This is a genomic window from Lamprobacter modestohalophilus (assembly GCF_016583905.1).
In the GTDB taxonomy this organism is placed as follows: Bacteria; Pseudomonadota; Gammaproteobacteria; order Chromatiales; family Chromatiaceae; genus Lamprobacter; species Lamprobacter modestohalophilus.
Genome location: NZ_NRRY01000022.1, coordinates 1 through 19,703, shown reverse-complemented (window position 1 = coordinate 19,703; position 19,703 = coordinate 1). Strand labels below are relative to the sequence as shown.

Here is a 19,703-nt window from a genome sequence, read left to right as displayed (position 1 = left end):
CGTGCCTTCATACTGTTGGCGGTGCGGCCTCGGCCCGATCGGCTAAGCTGGCCAGCTCCTGGCGCTGTTCGCGGGCGATCAGGTGCGTCGGGTCGAGCAACTGGATCAGGCGCTTTTGCTTCTGCATGTTGGCCACGCGGGTGATCAATTGTGCCTGCTCCGCGGACAACTGCGGCGCCGGCTCGATCGCGGCATGCGGGATCTTCAGCACCTCGGCGACGACATCGACGATGAAACCAATCCGCACGCCGTCGAGCAGGAAGACCATGATGCGTTGCCGATCATTGCGCTCGACCGTGGGCAGACCCAAGCGCCGGCGCTGATCGATCACCGGCAGCACCGAGCCGCGCAGATTGATCACCCCTTCAACGAAGGCCGGTGCCTTGGGCACATGAGTGAGCTCATCAGGCACGCGCACGATCTCCTGCACGCTGGCGATCGGCACACCGAACTCCTCCTTGTCGAGCCGGAACACCACCACCTGTTCTTCGTCATCGCGCTGCCCATCCTTGCCGTTGCGCTCAGTGGAATCGGACTCTTGCATCGTATTCAAGCTGTCCAAGGCCTCTTGGATCGATGAGTGGCGGAACAGGTTGCGAATCGAGATCACTGAGACCAGGCGTTTGCCGCCCTCGCCGAGGCGACAGATCTCGGTGATCTCCTGCAGATTGCCGCTCGCGGCCAACAGGGTTGGCATCGGCTCGACCGCCGAGGTCGGCACCCGCAGGACCTCATTGACGCTGTCCATCACCAGGCCGACGGTGACGGTGCCCAGGCGCACCACGACGATGCGGCTATGCTCATCAGCGGTGCGTGGCGGCAGTTCCAGCAGGCAGCGTAGCGAGACCAAGGGCAGCAGCCGATTGCGCAGGTTCATCAGGCCCAGTACATGCGATTCGGCACGCGGCACCTTAACGATATGCTCGGGCAGCTGAACAATCTCTTGGGTGTGCTCGATCGGGATCGCGTATTCCTGCTCGGCAACCTGGAAGCTGACCAGCTGCAGCTCATCCTGGGTTGCATCGTCATCCTCGGTCGCGGACCCAGACTCTTGGCCCAGGCTCGCTGCACTGGCCGCGCTGGCCACCTCGAGCTGGTCGATCTCGGTCAGCTCGAGCCCGATCAGGCGCTGGAAGTCCATCACCATGACCATCTCAAAGCCGCCGACGTTCTTCAGCAGGCCCGAGAGCATCTCGGTGTTGACGGTGGTGCTCAGGCCAGAGACGTCCTCGATCTGATCCGGCTCCACCGCGACCACGCTGCTGACGCGGTCGACGACGAAGCCCAGCGGTTGCCCCAAGTCGATGACCAGGGCGCGCGAGGCGTCATCATTATCGCGCTCGTCGAAACCGAACAGGCGCCTCAGGCTGATGATCGGCAGTACCTTGCCGCGCAGGTTGGCGAGGCCGAGCAGGGTGTCGGGCCCAAGTGGCACGCGCACCACCTCGGGCACACGAATAATTTCCTGGACTGGGGCCATGTCGACCCCAAACACCTCGCTACCACAAACGAAGATGACGAATTGGCGAACGTCGGATTCGGTGTCCGGGCTCGACGACTGAGTCTCACTGCCCACCGCGGGCGGGGAGGCAGCGACCGTTTCGTTGGTCATGAGGATCTCCGGCTAGACGGTGGGTGCACTCAGGCGCTTTGCAGCTCATCGGCGAGCGAGGCAATCTCTTCGATGGCAGCCGCTAACTCTTCGGCGCCCTGTGATTGCTCGGTCGCAGCGGAGGCAGCCTCAGTGGCGGCCTTGTCGGCCTCTTCGGCAGCGGAGGAGATCTGCTCGACGCCGGTCTTCACCTGGCTGATCGAAGCGGCAATCTCGGTGGCGGCTTCGAGCACGTCGATAGTGCTCTTCTGCACCGCGGCAACATCGGTTTCGGCCGTCGCCAAACCGGTGGTGATCGCGCGCGCCTTTTGCGCCTCGGCATTGGCGGCGTTGATGTTTTCTTCCAGGTCACGCCAGACGGTATTGATCTGATCCTGCACGGCCTTGACCAGATCCTTGATGCGGTCGGCGTTCTCGGACGAGTCGTGGGCCAGGTTACGGATGTCGGTGGCGACGACGACGAAGCCCTTGCCGAACTCGCCGGCCCGCGCCGCCTCGATGGAGCCATTGACCGCGAGCATGTTGGTCTGGATCGAGACCGTCGAGATGGCATCGACGATCTTGTCGATATTACGCGACACCAGTTCCAGGTTCTTGATCTGACGCAGACTCTCGCGAGAGGCCTCGGCCGATTCGGCGACGCCGTTGATCAGGCTATCGATGCTAGTCTGATTGGTCTTCAGCAGTTCGCTGATGCTGCGAATCTTCTCGTCGGCGCCCGTGGCACGTTGCTGGGCGATCTCGATCCCTTTCTCGATCTGCGAAACCGCGGTGGCGGATTCCTCTGTGGCCGAGGACTGCAACTGTGCGCTCTTACGAATCTGATCGATGGCCTCGGAGACCTGCGCGCTGGAGCGGTTGATCTCTTGCACGGCCGAAGAGAGCTCCTCGGCCGCTGAGGCGACTTCCTCCGCGCTCTTGCTGATGTCGGTTGAGCTTCGCAGCTCCTCGGCCAGATCCGAGAGATTCTGTGCGGCTTGCTCGCATTGAGCCAGGGCCTGGGTCTGCTCGGCGACGGTCTTTGCGGTCTCCTCCGCGGCAGACGACTGTTCCTCAGCGGCGGTGGCGATCTCTTCGGTGCCCTGCAGGGCTTGCTTGGTCGCCATCTCAGACTCCTGCGCACCGGCGGCGATCTCTTGGATCGCGGCGGTGACCTCGGCGGAGTCGTTCTGGATTTGGGCGAGCTGCTCGTTGATCAGCTTGCCGTTTTCGACCTCGGCTCGGACCTTGGTCGCGGAGTTGTTGATGCCCTCGGAGATCAGCTTGACCTCCTTTTGAATCTGAGCAACCAGATCCTGGATCTGCTTGGCGCTCTTCTCCGAGGTCTCGGCTAGGGTGCGCACCTCATCGGCGACCACAGCAAAGCCCTTGCCATGATTGCCCGCGCGCGCGGCCTCGATGGCGGCATTCAGCGCCAGTAGATTGGTCTGATCGGCAATGCGCACCACGGCATTGACGATATCGCCGATGTTCGAGGCCTGCTGCTCGAGCTCGGAGACCATCTTCACCGACTCGCCTTGGCGATCGGCGCTGGTGCCGACGTTGGCGATAAAGGTCTCGATCTCGCCACCAACATTGATGATCAGCGCCTTCAGCGACTCGACCTTGGTTTGCGCGCCCTCGGCATTCTGCAGCTGATGGGTCAGCGCGGTCGTCACCTGCTTAAATGCAGTGAGCGACTGCTGTGAGGCGCCTGATGCCTCCTCGGCACCCGAGGCGATCTGGTCAGAGGCACGCTTCAATTCTTCGGCTGCGGAGGCGGCCTCATTGATACCGGAGGCGAGCTGCGCCGTCGCCGATGCGATGCGTTCGGCGGCTTGCTGCTGCTTGGCCAGGGTGCGGGCGCGCTTGCGCTGGGCTTCTGCCTCACGGGTGGCAGCGGCATTGCTGGCACGGGTGTCCTGAGTGCTTGCGGACGCGGAAGAGCTATCGGGATTTTTTTTGACGAGGGCCATAGCGGTTTCCTAGACGGGTGATCGGGGCAGGTGTCTGAGGCGTTGTGTTGACAAGCTTGTTTGCCGAGCTGCAGCGCCGCCGCCGGTGGATTATAGCAAGATTATTAGGGTTATTGCCGTGAGATTGTTCACATCTTTATCCTCTGAAAAGCCGAGGCTTGATTTGGCACGGCATGGTTAGGCAAGTCGCGAGTACAAGTCGCGAGCAATAGAGAATGGCTCTTCATTGCGACTTAGCCGGTTGCACAGCGCATTTGCTCGACGGTTGGATTGCGCTGCAGGCGCATGAAATCCCGCTGCAGCCCCTCGAGCCGACCGATGAAGCGCTCGCGCTGGTCGTTGCTCAGAGTTGGCTGCAGGCGCAGGAGCAAGTCGGCGAAGACCTCGCGCAGCGCCGGTTGGGCGTTGGCCAATGAGGGTGGCAGCCCCTGAAAGTCGACCAGCCACTGTATTAAGAACTGCTCGATGGCAGTTGCCGATGCGTCCGCCCGGAGTAGCGCAATCAGCGCCTCGCGCTGAGCATGCCGATAGTCATACCAGGCTGGTGCGGTGTCCGGGACGCGGCGGGTGATGTCGCGCACAAGCGCGCGCTGCTCGGAGCTCAGGTCGCCGAACCACCAGCGCAGGTTATCGACATAGCGCTCGGCGCGTTTGCGCGCGCGCCGCGCCGCATCCTCGGCATTGGCCTCAGCCTCATCTTCTTCATGCTCCTCGGCGAAGTTCTTGGCCAGCGCGTCGATCTGCGCCGGGCTCAGATTGGCGAGCAGCGGCGCGGCGGAGGCGGCGGCCAGGCGGAAATGGCGCTGATAGAGCGTCTCGAACTGATCCATTAGGCAGTCGACATTGGAGCGCGTAAACCCCGCACGCGCATCCCGTGCGGCCTGTTCAAAAAAGGCCGCGAGATAGGGCAGCTCCTCGGCGCGATGGCGCTCGAGTGCCGCCTTCAGCTGGGGCGACCAGTCACGCCGCTGGGTGCCGTCGAGGCCCAGATACTCATCGGCATAGCACTCGATGAAAAAATCGGCGCTGTTGTAGGCCAGCTGCACGCTTGAGCAGCCGGTGCTGAGTAAGATAAGGAGAAAGGCGATGAAGAGGCGGCGCATCGGCAGGAAATCCTGATGGACGGGTAACGAGGCGGCAGAGCTCAGGCTATTCAACTGGCCTGGTCTGGGTGGTACTGGGTGGTACTGGGTTGTGCTGGGTAGGGCCGGGCTGGACTGGTCTGGGATGCGGTTAACGTTGATCTCGACACAGGGGCCGCAATCTTAATGGACACCCAAGGCCAAGCTTCTTCTGATTAACCATGACCGAGCTGAAAACGTTCTTCGACGGCGGCTGTCCGCTCTGTAGCCGTGAGATTGCCCATTATCGCAAGATCGACCGGGATGGTCGGATTCAATCGATCGATATCACCCAAGCAGCAGACACCTTGGCAACCGCAGGCCTTGATCTGCCGAGCGCGATGCGCCGGCTGCATGTCCAGGAGCCTGATGGCCGTTTGCTCAGCGGCGTTGAGGCTTTCATCGCGATCTGGCAGCGGTTGCCGCGCTGGCATCTACTGGCAGGATTGGTGACCAGGTTGCGACTGACGCGGCCACTAGAATGGGGCTATCAGCGTTTTGCTGAGCGCCGCTTTCGGCGTCGTTGTGCCGAGGGTGCCTGCATGCTCGACTGAGGCTGCGGTCGGCCAAAACTGATCGAGCCGCAGGAGAATATCGGCTTGATGACTGTGATCGGCCTGCACGCCCGATGCGTCGGCGACATCGCCGGAGCGAATCGCTAGACTAGGGCGCCCTCTCGTCTTGTCACCGCTCGGAGTGCCTCTTGTCGTCGGAGCCTGGTTTCGTCCATCTTCATCTGCATACCGAGTACTCGCTTGTCGACGGCTTGGTACGGATCAAGCCGTTGGCGAAGGCGGTGGTTGCGGCCGGGATGCCCGCAGTTGCAGTCACTGACCAGTCCAACCTCTTCTGCCTGGTGCGCTTTTACAAGGCGGCACTGGCCGCCGGCATCAAGCCGATCGTCGGCAGCGAGCTGGCGGTGCGCAACCCGGCTGATCCGTGTAAGCCGCATCGCTTAGTGCTGCTGGTGCATGAGGATTGTGGCTACACGGCCCTGACACGGCTGATCTCGCGTGCCTATACCCAGGGCCAGCAGGATGGCATGGCCGCCCAGGTCGAGCGCGCTTGGGTGCTTGAGGCCGCCGATGGGCTGATTGCGCTCTCCGGGGGCGCCGGCGGCGATGTCCAGCGCGCCCTACTAAGTGGTCATCAGGACGACGCCGAGCGCCTGCTCGACGAGTGGCAAGCCGCCTTTGGCGATCGCTATTACCTTGAGCTGATCCGTACCGGTCGCGAGGACGAGGCGCGCTGCGTCGAGCTGAGTGTGGAGCTAGCGCTCGCCAAGGGCGTGCCCGTGGTGGCGACCAATGATGTCGCCTTCCTCGCTGCTGAGGATTTCGACGCCCATGAGGTGCGCGTCTGCATCAACGGTGGCCATACCCTCGATGACCCGCGCCGCCCGCACCGCCATAGCCCGCAACAATATCTGCGCTCGCCTGAGGAGATGGCCGAGCTGTTCGCGGACATCCCCGAGGCACTCGAGAACAGCGTCGAGATCGCCAAGCGCTGCAACCTGAATCTGCGTCTGGGCGAGACCTTCTTGCCCGATTCACCGGTGCCCGAGGGCCTCACCATTGATGAGCACCTGGCGGCTGAATCGCGCGCCGGGCTCGAATGGCGGCTCGACCGGACCTTCGATCGCGATGCGCCCGCATTTGCTGAGCAGCGTCGTATCTACGACGAGCGCCTGCAGCTGGAGCTCGATGTGATCTGCCAGATGGGCTTTCCGGGCTACTTCCTGATCGTGGCAGATTTTATCCGTTGGGCGAAAGATAACGGCATCCCGGTCGGCCCTGGGCGTGGCTCCGGTGCCGGCTCGTTGGTGGCTTATGCGCTAAAGATCACCGATCTGGACCCGATTGAGCACGAGCTGCTGTTCGAGCGCTTCCTCAATCCCGAGCGCGTCTCGATGCCAGACTTCGACGTCGACTTCTGCATGGACCGGCGCGATGAGGTCATCGACTATGTCGCCGGCAAGTACGGGCGCGAGTCGGTCTCGCAGATCATCACCTTCGGCACCATGGCGGCGAAGGCCGTGGTGCGCGATGTCGGCCGGGTGCTCGGACAGCCCTACGGCTTTGTCGACAAGATCGCCAAGATGGTGCCCTTTGAGCTGAAGATGACGCTCGATAAGGCGCTGGAGGAGAGCCCAGACCTCGCTGCCGCCTACAAGGACGACGAGGCCGTCACCGGCATCATCGACATGGCGCGCAAGCTCGAAGGCATCGCGCGCAATGCCGGCAAGCACGCCGGCGGGGTAGTCATCGCGCCGACCAAGCTCACCGACTTCGCGCCGCTCTATTGCGAGCCCGGTGGCCACAACCTGGTCACCCAGTACGACAAGGACGATGTCGAACAGGCCGGCTTGGTCAAGTTCGACTTCCTCGGTCTGCGCACCCTGACCATCATCGATTGGGCGCTGAAGACCATCAATGCCGAGCGCCAGGCCAAGGGTGAGGCGCCGCTCGATATCAACCTGATCGACGCCCATGATATCGACGCCTTCAAGCTGCTGAAGTCTTGCCAGACCACGGCGGTGTTCCAGCTCGAGTCGCGCGGCATGAAGGAGCTGATCCGCAAGCTGCAGCCCGACAGCTTCGAGGACATGACCGCGCTGGTGGCGCTGTTTCGTCCCGGCCCGCTGCAGTCGGGTATGGTCGACGACTTTTGTGATCGCAAGCATGGCCGTGCCGATGTCGCCTATCCGCACCCGGACCTGGAGCCGATCCTCAAGCCCACCTACGGCGTCATCCTCTACCAAGAGCAGGTGATGCAGATCGCACAGGTCCTGGCCGGCTACTCGCTTGGCGGCGCCGACCTACTACGCCGCGCCATGGGCAAGAAGAAGGCCGAGGAGATGGAGAAGCAGCGCGCCATCTTCGAGCAGGGTGCGACCGAGCGTGGGGTCGACCCGAAGATCGCGACCTACATCTTCGATCTGATGGAGAAATTCGCCGGTTACGGATTCAACAAGAGTCACTCTGCCGCCTATGCGCTGGTGTCCTATCAGACACTTTGGCTCAAGGCACACTATCCAGCCGCCTTCATGGCCGCGGTGCTCTCGGCCGATATGGACAACACCGACAAGGTTGTCACGCTGATCGACGAATGTCGCAGCATGGGGCTCAAGGTGGAGCCGCCGCGGATCAACCGCTCCGAGCTGATGTTTACCATCGATGGCGACGATACGGTGGTCTATGGGCTCGGTGCGATCAAAGGGGTCGGCGAGTCGGCGATTGCGTCGATGCTCGATGCCCGTGCGCAAGGCGGTGCGTTCGAGGACCTCTGGGCCTTTTGCCGCCGCATCGATCTGCAGAAGGCGAACAAGCGCGTGCTCGAGGCCCTGATCCGCGCCGGCGCGCTGGATGGGCTCGGCGAGAATCGTGCGACGCTGATCAATCGATTGCCATTGGCGCTCAAGCTTGCCGAGCAGCATCACGCGCAGGAAGCAGCCGGGCAGGGCGACCTGTTTGGTGCGCTGGATGCCGCGCCCAGCAAGGCTGCGGCGGTGGTGCCAGACCCGCAGATCGCGGCCCAGACCTGGCCAGACTGGGATGAGGACGAGCGCTTGCTGGGCGAGAAGGAGACGCTTGGGCTCTATCTGACCGGGCATCCGATCAACCGCTATGAAGCCGAGCTGAATGCCATGGTCTCGCAGCGCATCGGTCGGCTGCTGGAGACGGCACAGGGGCTGGGAGCGAACCTTGGGCCGCGCGGGCAGGATCGCGAGCAGCGCACTCTGGTTGGCCTGATCATGGCGATTCGCGCCAACAAGACGGCGCGGGGGCGGATGGCCACGGTGACGCTGGATGATCGCACCGGCCGCATCGAGGTGACCCTGTTTCCCGAGCAGTTCGAGCAGGTGCGGCATCTGCTGGTACCGGATGCGATCATCGCGGTCACGGGTAGTCTGCGGCCGGACAATTTCACCAATGGCTGGACCCTCACCGCCACCGAGGTGCGCACCCTCGCCGAGACACGTGTCAAACTCGCCGACCATCTGGCGCTGCGGCTCGATCTCAGCGACCCGGCCGCACACGCATGCGGCACGGAGGCGTTGCAGGCGCTGGCAGCCGAGCTCGAGGCGAGCCGGCTCGAGACGGGATTGCCGGTGTTGCTCGAGTATCGCTGTCCCGGGGCCGCGGTGACCATGCAGCTAGGTGCGAGATGGAGGATCGAGCCGACGGATGCCTTATTGAAGCGGCTGCGCCAGTTGTTGGGTAACGATGCCGCGGTCGAGGTGGTTTATCAACGCCGGCTGACGCGGCGCACGGCTGCGCCTGCGTTGCAGCCGTCGCTGACCGGGTCGCATGCTGCGGCCGGTTCGACTGCTGGGGCTGCGACTGGGGCTGAGGCAGCTGCTTAGGCCGCTGCTTAGGCGACCAATTCATCCCAGCGAAATGGGTGGCACATTAGTGGCGCGTTGGCTCAGCATTCCCGTTTGGGACCTAGAATCATTGGTCAGTCACCCAATATTATCGCTGTCAATGTGCTTGCGCCTTGAACACCGCCGCAGAATCAGGCAGTCTTCACAGGGTTTTGACCTGCCCCATGTGCGGCTCGAACTTGCGCGAAGAGGAAGATTTCAGTGAGTGATAATAAGTCCGGTCTCGGTTCTATGCTCGAGACCCTGAACCCGAAAGATATCGGCATGCTGTCGGTCAAGGTCGTTGCTGTCTTGTTGGTGATCGGCGGCGGCTACGTCTTTCTGGCGGGTGGTGATGACGATACCCAGCTGCCACCCTCGACGGTCGCCGCGAACCTCGCGCCGGTCGGTCGGGTTGCTGTAAAGACGCCAGAACCGCCGCCAGAGCAGCCAGCGGAAGCCGCTGCTTCTGAGCCTGCCCCTGCCCCAGCGGCTGATGAGCCTGCCCCGGCGGCAGAAGAGGCGACAGCGGCCGCCCCTGAGGACGAGCCGGCGGCAGAAACGCCAACAGCAGAGGCGGTGACAGCCGAGGCCAGCGATGCTGAGCCATCGGCGGCACCTGAAGCCGAGACAGCAGCCGCTGAGCCAGCAGCGGCATCTGAAGCTGAGACGGCAGAAGCGCCAGCGGCGGATGCGGAGACGACGTCGAGCGATGCCGAGCCGGAGACTGAGGCGACGGCATCTGAAACCGTTGCGGCTTCAGAAGAGGCCCCAGCAGCTGAGCCGGCATCCACAGAAACCGCGGAGGCAGAGACCGCTTCTGAGGAACCAACTGCTGCCGCCCCGGAAGTGCCTGCAGTGAGCGATGCTGAAGAGGCTGCAAAGGCGGCTGAAACCGAAGCGGCAGCGCAGCCCACCGAACCGGCTGCAGCTGAAACGGCAAGCACTGAGCCTGCCGTTGATACCGAGGCGCAGGCGAGTGCTCCGGCCGAAGAGCGTCCGTTGCCGATTGCCCAGTTGCCGCCGCCGCCGATCCCTGGCACCTTCACGCCTCCGGTTGAGCCACGCAAATTCATGCCGAGCCGACCGGTTCCGACCTGGGGACCGCAGTTCTCGCCGATGCCACCGCGCCCGGTCGCGAGTCCGCGCTGAGGCTAGGCCGCTGCTGTCCGCCGTCTAGGCGGGCCGAAAACGCCATGATCCTACTGTCAGGATCGTGGCGTTTTGTCGTTTCAGGTTGGATGGCTGACCGAGATATTGCTCGTTCCTGGCGGCCTGAGCAGGGCGCGGAACTGCTCAGGTATCAGCAATGCGTCGGTAATAGCGGGCACGGTAGAGCAGTCGAGTCTGATCTGCGTTGTCTTCGAACGGGCTGCGGCGATGCAGCACATTGTTGCAGATCAGGCCCCAGCCGGGCTCGAGTCGGGCCTCGAAACGCGGTGTTTGCGGGTCATCGAGCTGGCTGCGAATGGCCTCGACGGCGGCCTGAGTTGACGCGTCTTGCCGCCACTGGATAGTGCGTCGCCGATCGGTATAGCGCAGCGCGAGATGGCCGGCCTCGCCGCGGCGGAACACCGGCCCGATGCTGGCCGGTCTCGCCTCGACACCATCGACGCTGTTGGGTGGAATGGTCATCGCGCGCGGGTGCGTCAGTGCGGCGATGTGGGCTGGGCTCCGCTCGCGCAAGCGGATGTAGAGCATCTCCGGGTCGATGAGTCCATTTCTGCCGCCAGCGGCGGCTGGCCGGACACAATGGAGGATGAAGGCGTTGATCTGGCGCTCCGGGGTATTGTAGTAACCATCGGTGTGCCAGGCGATGGGCCGGTCGGTGTAGGGGATGTAACGACGATGCAGCGCATCAGGCTGCACGCTCAGCGCAGTGATGGCATCCTCATCAGCGCCGGGGTTGTGATCCAGCTCGCCAAGCCCGAGCTGCTCACCGAGCCGGTGCGGGATGCGCTTGTCAGGGTCGCTCCCGAGCGCGGAGACATAGATGGCCATATTGGCGCGCCGACAACGGTCGATGAGGGCCTGGCGCTCGGCGTCACTGAGCTGCCGGGGGTCGCGCACCTCGACGATCAGCTCCTCGAGCCGCTGGGGTGCCTGCGCGAGCTTCTGATCGCGCCAACGCGCATAGTCCTCAGGGCGGTTGAGGCTGAGCAGGGCGTCGAGATCAATCATGGTTGTGCTACTTCTCAGGCAATGACAGTCGAAACCTCTATACTTTGGGCAGGATCAGGTTGTCTACAGGTGCAGAGTGATGTCGAGCAATGGTTACACGCATATCCTCGTCGGTGTCGACTTTGCGCCCGAGTCCGAGGTGGTGCTCGAGCGTGCCGTGATGATGCGGGATCGATTCGACGCGCGGCTTTCGCTGGTCAACGTGGTCGATTACGTGGCGCCTGGCACGGAGTATGCTGGTGGTGCCTTCGTCGCCGAGCCCATCCTGCCGGACGATGGTCGCCTGGAGAGGGAACTGCTGGAGCTTGCGCAGAAAGAGATCGATGTGCTCGGTGAGCGCCTGTCGGTGACGGCGCAGGATCGGATCATCGAGTCAGGTCCAACGGCCCGAAGCATTCAACATGTCGCGCGCGACATTGGCGCCGATCTGGTGATCGTCGGTGTCCATGAGCGGAACTGGCTCGGTCGTCTGCTAGGGTCGACGCCGCAGTCGCTGCTCAAGCATGAGGTCTGTGATGTGCTCGCCGTTCGGCTCGATGCCGAGGCGGAGGCAGATTAGGCTCGAGCGCCTCGCGGGCGCATCATGCACCGTTGCCACTGAGCCCTGCTTGCACAGCGCCGTTGTCGGGCTGCCCTGATGCGGCTCGTGCTGTTTTTCTTGTCCTCCTTTGTGCATATTCTGCCTGCTCTTGTCCTGCTCTCGTTCTGCTCTCGTTCTGTCCTGTCCTTGTCTTCTGTCTAAGAGATTGTAAGAGATTGCCTTGTCTACGCGCCGCCAAGATACGCTGGCAGCCATTGCCCACTGCCTCCTCAAGGATCGCCGCCGGCTCAAGCGTGCGCTGAAACGGCTGTCAGTGTCGGTCACTGGGGCGCAGCCGGGTTTCGCATCGACAGAAGACCATGACTACTGGCGCGATCTCGCGCGCGCGATCGACCAGTCGCGCGGGATCGTCGACGCCCGTCGAGCCGCGATCCCGAGCCAGATCCCGTTTCCGCCTGAGCTGCCGGTCAGTGAACGCCGCGACGAGATCGCCAAGCTGGTCGAGCAGCATCAGGTCATCGTGCTTTGCGGCGAGACCGGTTCCGGCAAGTCGACCCAGCTGCCAAAGATCTGCCTAGAACTGGGCCGCGGCGTCTTCGGCCGCATCGGCCACACCCAGCCACGCCGCATCGCTGCGCGCAGCCTGGCGAGCCGCGTCGCGGCCGAACTGGGCACCGAGCTCGGCAGTACGGTCGGCTACAAGGTCCGCTTCCACGACCGGGTGCGCCCAGAGACCTCGGTCAAGCTGATGACCGACGGCATCTTGCTCGCCGAGATCCAGCGCGATCGTTATCTGAACGAATACGACACCCTGATCATCGACGAGGCCCATGAGCGCAGCCTCAACATCGATTTCCTGCTCGGCTATCTGAAGCAGCTGCTGCCGAAGCGGCCTGATCTGAAGCTGATCATCACCTCGGCCACCATTGACCCGCAGCGCTTTGCCAAGCACTTCGGCGCTGCTGCTGGCGCTTCCTCTGGCGCCGCCTCGAGCGTTGCTGCCGATGCCTCTGTTGCTGCCGTTGGCGAAACTGCTGCCGATGCTCCTGCCGCTGGTGAAGCAGCTGCCGATGCCTCTTCGTCAGGCGGTGCTGCTGCTGCATCTGCCGTTGGTGATGTCGATGCTTTTGGCTCAGGCAGCGCCGCGGCCCTAACTAGCGCTGGCTCAAACAACGATTCCGCCACCGCCGATTCGGCTGGCGCTAGAACCGATTTCGCTGCCGCCGTCGTCAATGCCAATGCCAATGCCAATGGTAAAGGCCATGCTGTGAACGCTGGCAGGGGCAGCGCCGCGCCGATCATCGAGATCTCTGGACGCACCTATCCGGTCGAGGTCCGCTATCGCCCGCCGGAGGAGGAGCACGCCGGTGAGCGTGACGATGCGATGCAGCAGGCGATCTCGGATGCTGTCGCCGAGCTCGCCCGCGAGGGTCCCGGCGATGTACTGGTGTTCCTCTCCGGCGAGCGTGAGATCCGCGAGACCGCTGAGACCCTGCGCAAGCATCATCCGCCGTCGACCGAAGTGCTGCCGCTCTATGCGCGCCAAGGGCCGGCCGAGCAGGCGCGGGTGTTTCAGCCGCATGGCATGCGCCGCGTGGTGCTGGCCACCAATGTCGCCGAGACCTCGCTGACCGTGCCCGGTATCCACTATGTGATCGACCCCGGCTTTGCCCGTATCAGCCGCTACAGCCATCGCAGCAAGGTGCAGCGCCTGCCGGTGGAGCGCATCTCCCAGGCCTCGGCCGATCAGCGCAAGGGCCGCTGCGGGCGCATCGCCTCGGGCGTCTGCATCCGCCTCTATGACGAGGACAACTTCGCCGCCCGCGCTGAGCACACCGAGCCCGAAATCCGTCGCTCCAACCTGGCCGCGGTCATCCTACAGATGAAGCAGCTCGGCTTCGGCGAGATCGAGCGTTTTCCGTTCATCGATCCGCCCGATGCCAAGCTGATCTCGGATGGCTATCGGGCCTTGGAGGAGCTGGCTGCGATCGATGCCAACGGCGACCTAACGCCGATCGGCAAGCAGCTCGCGCGGCTGCCGGTGGACCCCCGTATCGGCCGCATGCTGCTCGCCGGTGCCGAGCACCATTGCCTGCGCGAGCTGAGCATCATCGCCGCCGCGCTGGCGGTGCAGGACCCGCGCGAGCGGCCCATCGACCAGCAGCAGGCCGCCGACGAGATCCACGCCACCTTCCGCCATCCCGACTCGGATTTCCTCGGTTTTCTGAATCTTTGGGAGTTCCTAGAGAAGGAGCGTCGGCATCTGACCCGACGCAAGTTCCAGCGCCTGTGCAAGCAGCATTTCCTGTCCTGGAACCGAGTGCAGGAATGGCGCGATACCCAGATCCAGCTGCATGAGCTGATGGCCGAGCTTGGCTATCGCGAGAACAGGGAGCAGGGCCTGGGCAAACAGGCCGAGAAACATGCACAGGTCGCCGGCAAGCAGGCACAGGCCTCCGGCAAGCATACGCAGGCCGCCAGCAAGCATGCGGAGACCGCAGGCAAGGATGCGGGCAAGACCAGCGGCGAGCATCAGGGCAAGCACGCGGACAACCCTCCGAGTCATCGCCCGGTCAACCATCAAGCCGAGGGCACCTACGAGGAGGTCCATCGCGCCTTGCTCACCGGTCTGCTCAGCAACATCGGCCTCAAGGACGAGCAGCGCGAGTATCAGGGTGCGCGCGGCAGCCGCTTCTACATCCACCCCGGCTCGACGCTATTTGCGACGACGCCAAAGTGGATCATCTGCGCCGAGCGGGTCGAGACCACACGCCAATATGGCCGCACCTGCGGCCGCGTGCAGCCGGCCTGGATTGAGGCCGCGGGCCAGCATCTGGTCAAGCGCAGCTGGTCAGAGCCGCACTGGCAGTCGCGCTCGGGCCAGGTCGCCGCCTTCGAGACCGTCACACTCTACGGCATCACCCTGTTCAGCCGGCGTCGGGTCAACTACGGGCCGATCAACCCAGCCGAGGCGCGCGAGGTCTTCCTGCGCTCGGCGCTGGTCGAGGGCGACTTCGAGACCCGCGCGCCGTTTTGGCGTCACAATCAGGAGCTGATCGACGACGTCCATCAGCTCGAGGCCAAGTCGCGCCGGCGCGATATCCTGGTCGACGAGGAGGGCCTCTACGCCTTCTATCAGCAGCGCGTGCCCTCCGGCATCTACTCCAAGCCCCAGTTCGAGCGCTGGCTGCGCAAGGCGACGCAAAAACAGCCGAAGCTGCTGCACATGGACCTGGAGCAGGTGATGCAGCACGATGCGCGCGCGATCACTGGAGAACAGTTTCCAGATCGATTACAGATCGGCGCCACCGAGCTGCCGCTCGAATACCGCTTTGAGCCTGGCCATGAGGCCGACGGCGTGACCTTGGTGCTGCCGGCGATGTTGATCAATCAGGTCTCGCCCGAGCGCCTGCAATGGCTGGTGCCGGGGCTGCTGGAAGAGCGCATCACCGCCATGCTGCGCGGGCTGCCGAAGACGCTACGCCGTTCGTTCGTGCCGATGCCGGATACCGCGGCGCGGGTGGCGGCGCGGCTGACGCCCTCGGATCGGCCACTGGTGCGCGCCCTGGGCGAGGAGCTGAAGGCACTGACCGGGGTACAGGTGCCGGAAGACGCCTGGGATGAGGCCGCGCTGCCGCCGTATCTGCGCATGAAGCTGCGGCTGGTCGATCTGGAGGGGCGCACCCTGGCGCTCGACGACGATCTGCTTCGGCTCAAGCGCCGGTTGGCTGAGGGTGCCTTTGGTGACGATCAGGGCGCGTCGGCAGGGCCGCTTGCGGCAGCGTCAGGACGCGATCCGTCTGGAAGCCGTGCGCGCGGAGGTCGTTCGCCTGGAGACCCTGGCTCCGCTTCCCGGGTTGTTGGATCGAGAAGTGACCTGTCTGGAAGGCCTGCGCCTGGAGATCAGGCGCTCAGAGCTGGCGTGCCCGGAAGTCACCTGGCGGGAGGCGCTGCGCGTGGAGGGAGTCGGTCCAAAGGCGACGGGCTAGAAGGCAATACGAATGGACCTCGTTGGTCCGGCGGCACTGCGTCTGGAGGACAGCGGGGGCAGCGGGCTGCCATGGCCGCATCGGGAGCTACCGCATTGGGCTCGGCCAACCCCGCAGCGACTTGGGGACATGCGATCGAGCGTGATGGCCTCACACGCTGGGACTTTGGCACGCTGCCGGAGTCGGTCGACCTCGACCGTGCTGGGATCAAGCTGCGCGGCTGGCCGGCGCTGGTGGATCAAGGCGACGCCGTCGCGATCCGAGTGCTGGACGCTCAGCACAGCGCCGCCGAGGCGATGCGCGGCGGACTGCGGCGGCTGTTCATGCTCGCCCTCGGCGCCGATCTGCGCACACTGCGCCGTGGTCTCTGTGATACTGCAGGTGGCCTCGGTCGCCTGCGTCTGCAGTATGCCAAGGCGCCGCAGACCGAGCCCGTGCGGAGTGCCCCTGCACTGTCCGGCCAGCTCGCCGGACTAGGGGCGCAAGGTGCGATAGCGTCTGGCGAGAACGCGACCACCGAGGCCAGCGCTAGCAGCAAAGGTGGCAAGCGCAGTAAGAAGAAAAAGAAGGGTGCAGCGAAGGGCATGGGAAAGAGCACCAGCAGTGGCGCCGCCGGCGCTGGCTCAGCCACCTCGACAGCCGCGGCCGGTTCTGATCTCGCCGACGAACTGCTGGCCTTGATCCTCGACCTGACCTTGACCGAGGGTCAGCCGCCGATCCGCGATCAGACCAGCTTCGAGCAGCGCCTGAAGACCAACAAGCCGCGCCTGTTCCCGGTCGCGCAAGAGGTCTGCAGCCTGGCCAGCAATATCCTCGGCATCTATCAGGCCGTGCGGAAACGTCTTGATGGCATCACACAGGTGCAATGGATACCCTCAGTGCTGGATATGCGCGCGCACCTGGATAGCCTGGTCTACCGTGGCTTCCTAGCCCAGATCCCATTCGAGCACCTGCAAGACTATCCGCGCTATCTGCGCGCGCTCGAGCAACGCGCCGAAAAACTGCCGCAAGCCGCCACCCGCGACCGTGAGCGGATGCAAGAGCTGGCCCCACTGCTCGAGCGCTGGCGCGAGCGAGTCGCCGCAGCCGCCGAGGCCGAGCGTCAAGACGAGCGCCTCGACGAGATCCGCTGGATGCTCGAAGAACTGCGCGTCTCACTCTTCGCCCAGCAGCTCGGTACCGCCTATCCGGTCTCGGTCAAACGCCTCGAGCGACGCTGGCGCGAGCTGGGGCTGTGAGCGACGCTCAACCATGACCCGAACAGCCGACCGGAAGGCAGGCACAGTCACCGATGCTATGCTGAATGATCAGTTGTCGCCCATTGAGTTAGCCGCCGTAGCGTTAACCGCACTAGAGTTAACTGCCATTGAGTTGGCCCCCATCTAGTTGCCCCCACGGAGTCGAGCGCGCATGCAGTTTCCCTATGGTCTGAGCGATTTTGGCACCCTGAGGCAAGAAGGCTATTGGTATCTCGATCGAACTGACCGTCTTCCCGCTCTCGAGCAGGCTGGGCGACAGCTGGTCTTTCTGCGTCCACGCCGCTTCGGCAAAAGCCTGCTGCTCTCGATGCTGGAGCACTACTACGATCTCAATCGCGCTGAGCAATTCGAAGCGTTGTTTGGCAACCTGGCCATCGGTCGCGAGCCGACGCCGCTGCACAATCAGTATTTCGTACTCAAGTGGGACTTTTCTCTAGTCGCCGCGCACGGGGAGATCGGGGACATCGAAGCGGCGCTGCATCGGCATCTGAATGGCCGCCTCACCCAATTCGTCGCCGATTATCAATGCCACTGGACGCGCGCGATTCAGCTCCATCCTGAGGACGCCCTGGCATCCTTCCAGTCTGTGCTCGGTGCGGTCCACGCGACCCCACACAAGCTCTACCTGCTGATCGACGAATACGACAACTTCGCCAATGAAGTGCTGATGGCCGCGCGCCCTGGTAGTCAGGACCGCTACCAGACGCTGCTGCAGGGCGAAGGTCTTCTGAAGACGGTGTTCAAATCCATCAAGGCCGCTGCTGGCGGGCTGGGGCTAGACCGGGTGTTCATCACCGGCGTTTCACCGGTGGTGATGAGCGACATGACCAGCGGCTACAACGTCGGCGAGGACATCTACCTGCTCTCTCAGTTCAACGATCTCTGCGGCTTTACCGAGGCCGAAGTCGCCGCCGTTCTAAGCCAACTGGAAGGTGAGGCGCAGGAGACCGCAGATGCGGCGAGGGAAGGGCCACCAGCGGACAGCGACTGGTCTGCCGATCGCGCGCTGGAGACCATGCGCACCTTCTACAATGGCTATCGGTTCAGCGAAGACGCCGAGACCAGCCTCTACAATCCGACGCTCAGCCTGTACTTCTTCAAGGCCCTGACCACGCAAGGCCATTATCCCCGCCGCATGCTGGACGAGAACCTGGCGATGGATCGCAACAAGCTGGTCTACATCGCCTCGTTACCGCACGGAGAAGCGCTCCTGATCGAGGCCCTGCGCGGCGACGACCGAGTGGTGGTGCCCGAGCTGGTGCAGCGCTTTGGCGTCGCCGATGTGCTCGCGGCGGTCAAGGACCAGCCGTTCATGGCATCTCTGTTGTACTTCTTCGGCATCCTGACGTTGGCCGGCGAAGGGGCATTGGCCAAGTTGATTCTGCGCATCCCGAATCTGGTCGCGCGCGGACTCTATGTCGAGCGACTGCGCGAGCGTTGGCTGCCGGCGCCGGAGACCCGCGAGATGGCTCGGCAAGCCAGCGAGACGCTCTACCTGCAAGGCGACCTCGCACCGCTGTGCGAGCTGATCGAACAAAGCTACTTCAGCGCGCTTTCCAATCGCGACTATCGCTGGAGCAACGAGCTGCTGGTGAAATTCGCCTTTCTCACCCTGCTGTTCGACGATCGGCTCTACATGGCCGTCTCTGAGCTAGAGACCGGGCGCGGCTATGCCGATCTCGCGCTGATCCTGCGCCCGGACATGCGCCGCTTCCAGGCGTTGGACCTGCTGCTGGAATTCAAATACCTGAGCCTGCAGGACCTCGGCCTGAGCGGCGCGCAGGTGCGGGAGCAATCGCGTGCAGCGCTAGCCAAGTTGCCGGCGGTGGCGGCCAAGCTTGACGAGGCCGAAGCCCAAGCGCGCGATTATGGCGGCACCTTGACCCAGCGTCATGGTTTGAGCGACCTGCGTGCCTTTGCCGTGGTCGCCTTGGGCGTGGAGCGGCTGGTTTGGAGAACACTCTGATCTAAGCCCCCCATTACCCGTCTTGCCGCTCGAATCGTCTCGGAGCTGGATATGACAAATCCGCAGATGCAACTGGCCCAGGAGTTTATCCGCGCGACCAACAACAGCGTCTTCCTGACCGGAAAGGCGGGGACGGGCAAGACCACCTTCTTGCACAGGCTGAAGGAGCGTCCGCCGAAGCGTATGGTCGTCACCGCACCGACCGGGGTGGCCGCGATCCAGGCCCGCGGCGTGACTTTGCACTCCTTTTTCCAGCTCCCGTTCGGTCCCTTCGTGCCTGGTAGCGAGGTCGAGCGCCGCGCCGCCGAGCACCGCTTCGGCAGGCACAAGCGCGACATCATTCGCAGTCTGGACCTGCTGGTGATCGATGAAATCAGCATGGTCCGCGCTGACCTGCTCGATGCAGTCGATTTCGTGTTGCGCCAGACACGCGGCTCCGAGCGTCCTTTCGGCGGCGTGCAATTGCTGATGATTGGCGACCTGCATCAGCTTCCGCCTGTGGTGCGCGACGAGGATTGGAACATCCTGCGCGATTTTTATGAGTCGGGGTATTTCTTCAGCAGCCGGGCGCTGCAGGAGACCGCTTGGCCTTGATCATCCCTTGGTCCACTGTTGCTAAGCCGCCACAAGCGTGAGGTAAGGCCGCTTCGCTGGTCGCGGTCGTCGTCGCGCCGGTCGGGCCGGCCAGGGCATGCGCTCAAGCACCTGCTCGA

At 63.7% G+C, this 19,703-nt stretch carries 11 protein-coding genes; 7 read left to right on the top strand and 4 right to left on the bottom strand.

The window, feature by feature from the left end; genetic code table 11:
* Positions 1-7 precede the first annotated feature (7 nt).
* The 3 genes from CKO42_RS13730 to CKO42_RS13720 form a co-directional block, all read right to left on the bottom strand.
* A complete protein-coding gene (locus CKO42_RS13730; RefSeq protein WP_200244920.1) occupies positions 8-1,612 on the bottom strand; it encodes a chemotaxis protein CheW in 1,605 nt (534 codons plus the stop codon).
* A gap of 29 nt (positions 1,613-1,641) precedes the next feature.
* Positions 1,642-3,567 carry a methyl-accepting chemotaxis protein gene (locus CKO42_RS13725; RefSeq protein WP_200244919.1) on the bottom strand — a complete coding sequence of 642 codons (1,926 nt, stop codon included), beginning with the start codon at positions 3,565-3,567 and terminating at the stop codon, positions 1,642-1,644.
* Positions 3,568-3,800: 233 nt separating this feature from the next.
* Entirely contained in the window at positions 3,801-4,670 is an 870-nt protein-coding gene (locus tag CKO42_RS13720; RefSeq protein WP_200244917.1) for a DUF6279 family lipoprotein, read from the bottom strand.
* Positions 4,671-4,870: 200 nt separating this feature from the next.
* Here CKO42_RS13720 and CKO42_RS13715 point away from each other — a divergent pair, with 200 nt between their 5' ends.
* From CKO42_RS13715 to CKO42_RS13705, 3 genes are all read left to right on the top strand, one after another.
* Positions 4,871-5,242: a thiol-disulfide oxidoreductase DCC family protein gene (locus CKO42_RS13715; protein WP_200244916.1), complete on the top strand. Its 372-nt coding sequence runs from the start codon at positions 4,871-4,873 to the stop codon at positions 5,240-5,242.
* A gap of 149 nt (positions 5,243-5,391) precedes the next feature.
* Positions 5,392-9,054, top strand: coding sequence for a DNA polymerase III subunit alpha (gene dnaE, locus CKO42_RS13710; protein WP_200244915.1), 3,663 nt, complete (start codon positions 5,392-5,394; stop codon positions 9,052-9,054).
* Between the two features lie 222 nt (positions 9,055-9,276).
* Complete coding sequence (locus CKO42_RS13705; RefSeq protein ID WP_200244914.1) at positions 9,277-10,206, top strand: hypothetical protein; 930 nt, start codon at positions 9,277-9,279, stop codon at positions 10,204-10,206.
* Between the two features lie 144 nt (positions 10,207-10,350).
* Here the strand turns inward: CKO42_RS13705 and CKO42_RS13700 are convergent, their stop codons facing one another.
* Positions 10,351-11,235: a TauD/TfdA family dioxygenase gene (locus tag CKO42_RS13700; protein ID WP_200244913.1), complete on the bottom strand. Its 885-nt coding sequence runs from the start codon at positions 11,233-11,235 to the stop codon at positions 10,351-10,353.
* A gap of 79 nt (positions 11,236-11,314) precedes the next feature.
* On the opposite strand from CKO42_RS13700, the gene CKO42_RS13695 reads away from it, so the two are divergent.
* The 4 genes from CKO42_RS13695 to CKO42_RS13665 all read left to right on the top strand — a co-directional run bounded on the left by CKO42_RS13695 (position 11,315) and on the right by CKO42_RS13665 (position 19,584).
* Positions 11,315-11,794, top strand: a complete 480-nt coding sequence (locus CKO42_RS13695) for a universal stress protein (RefSeq protein ID WP_200244911.1) — start codon at positions 11,315-11,317, stop codon at positions 11,792-11,794.
* Between the two features lie 730 nt (positions 11,795-12,524).
* Positions 12,525-17,003 (top strand): DUF3418 domain-containing protein, encoded by a 4,479-nt coding sequence (locus CKO42_RS27325; RefSeq protein ID WP_420844304.1) that lies wholly within the window; start codon positions 12,525-12,527, stop codon positions 17,001-17,003.
* A gap of 172 nt (positions 17,004-17,175) precedes the next feature.
* Positions 17,176-18,990, top strand: a complete 1,815-nt coding sequence (locus CKO42_RS13670) for an AAA family ATPase (RefSeq protein WP_200244908.1) — start codon at positions 17,176-17,178, stop codon at positions 18,988-18,990.
* A gap of 51 nt (positions 18,991-19,041) precedes the next feature.
* Positions 19,042-19,584 (top strand): AAA family ATPase, encoded by a 543-nt coding sequence (locus tag CKO42_RS13665; RefSeq protein ID WP_242479381.1) that lies wholly within the window; start codon positions 19,042-19,044, stop codon positions 19,582-19,584.
* Positions 19,585-19,703 lie beyond the last annotated feature (119 nt).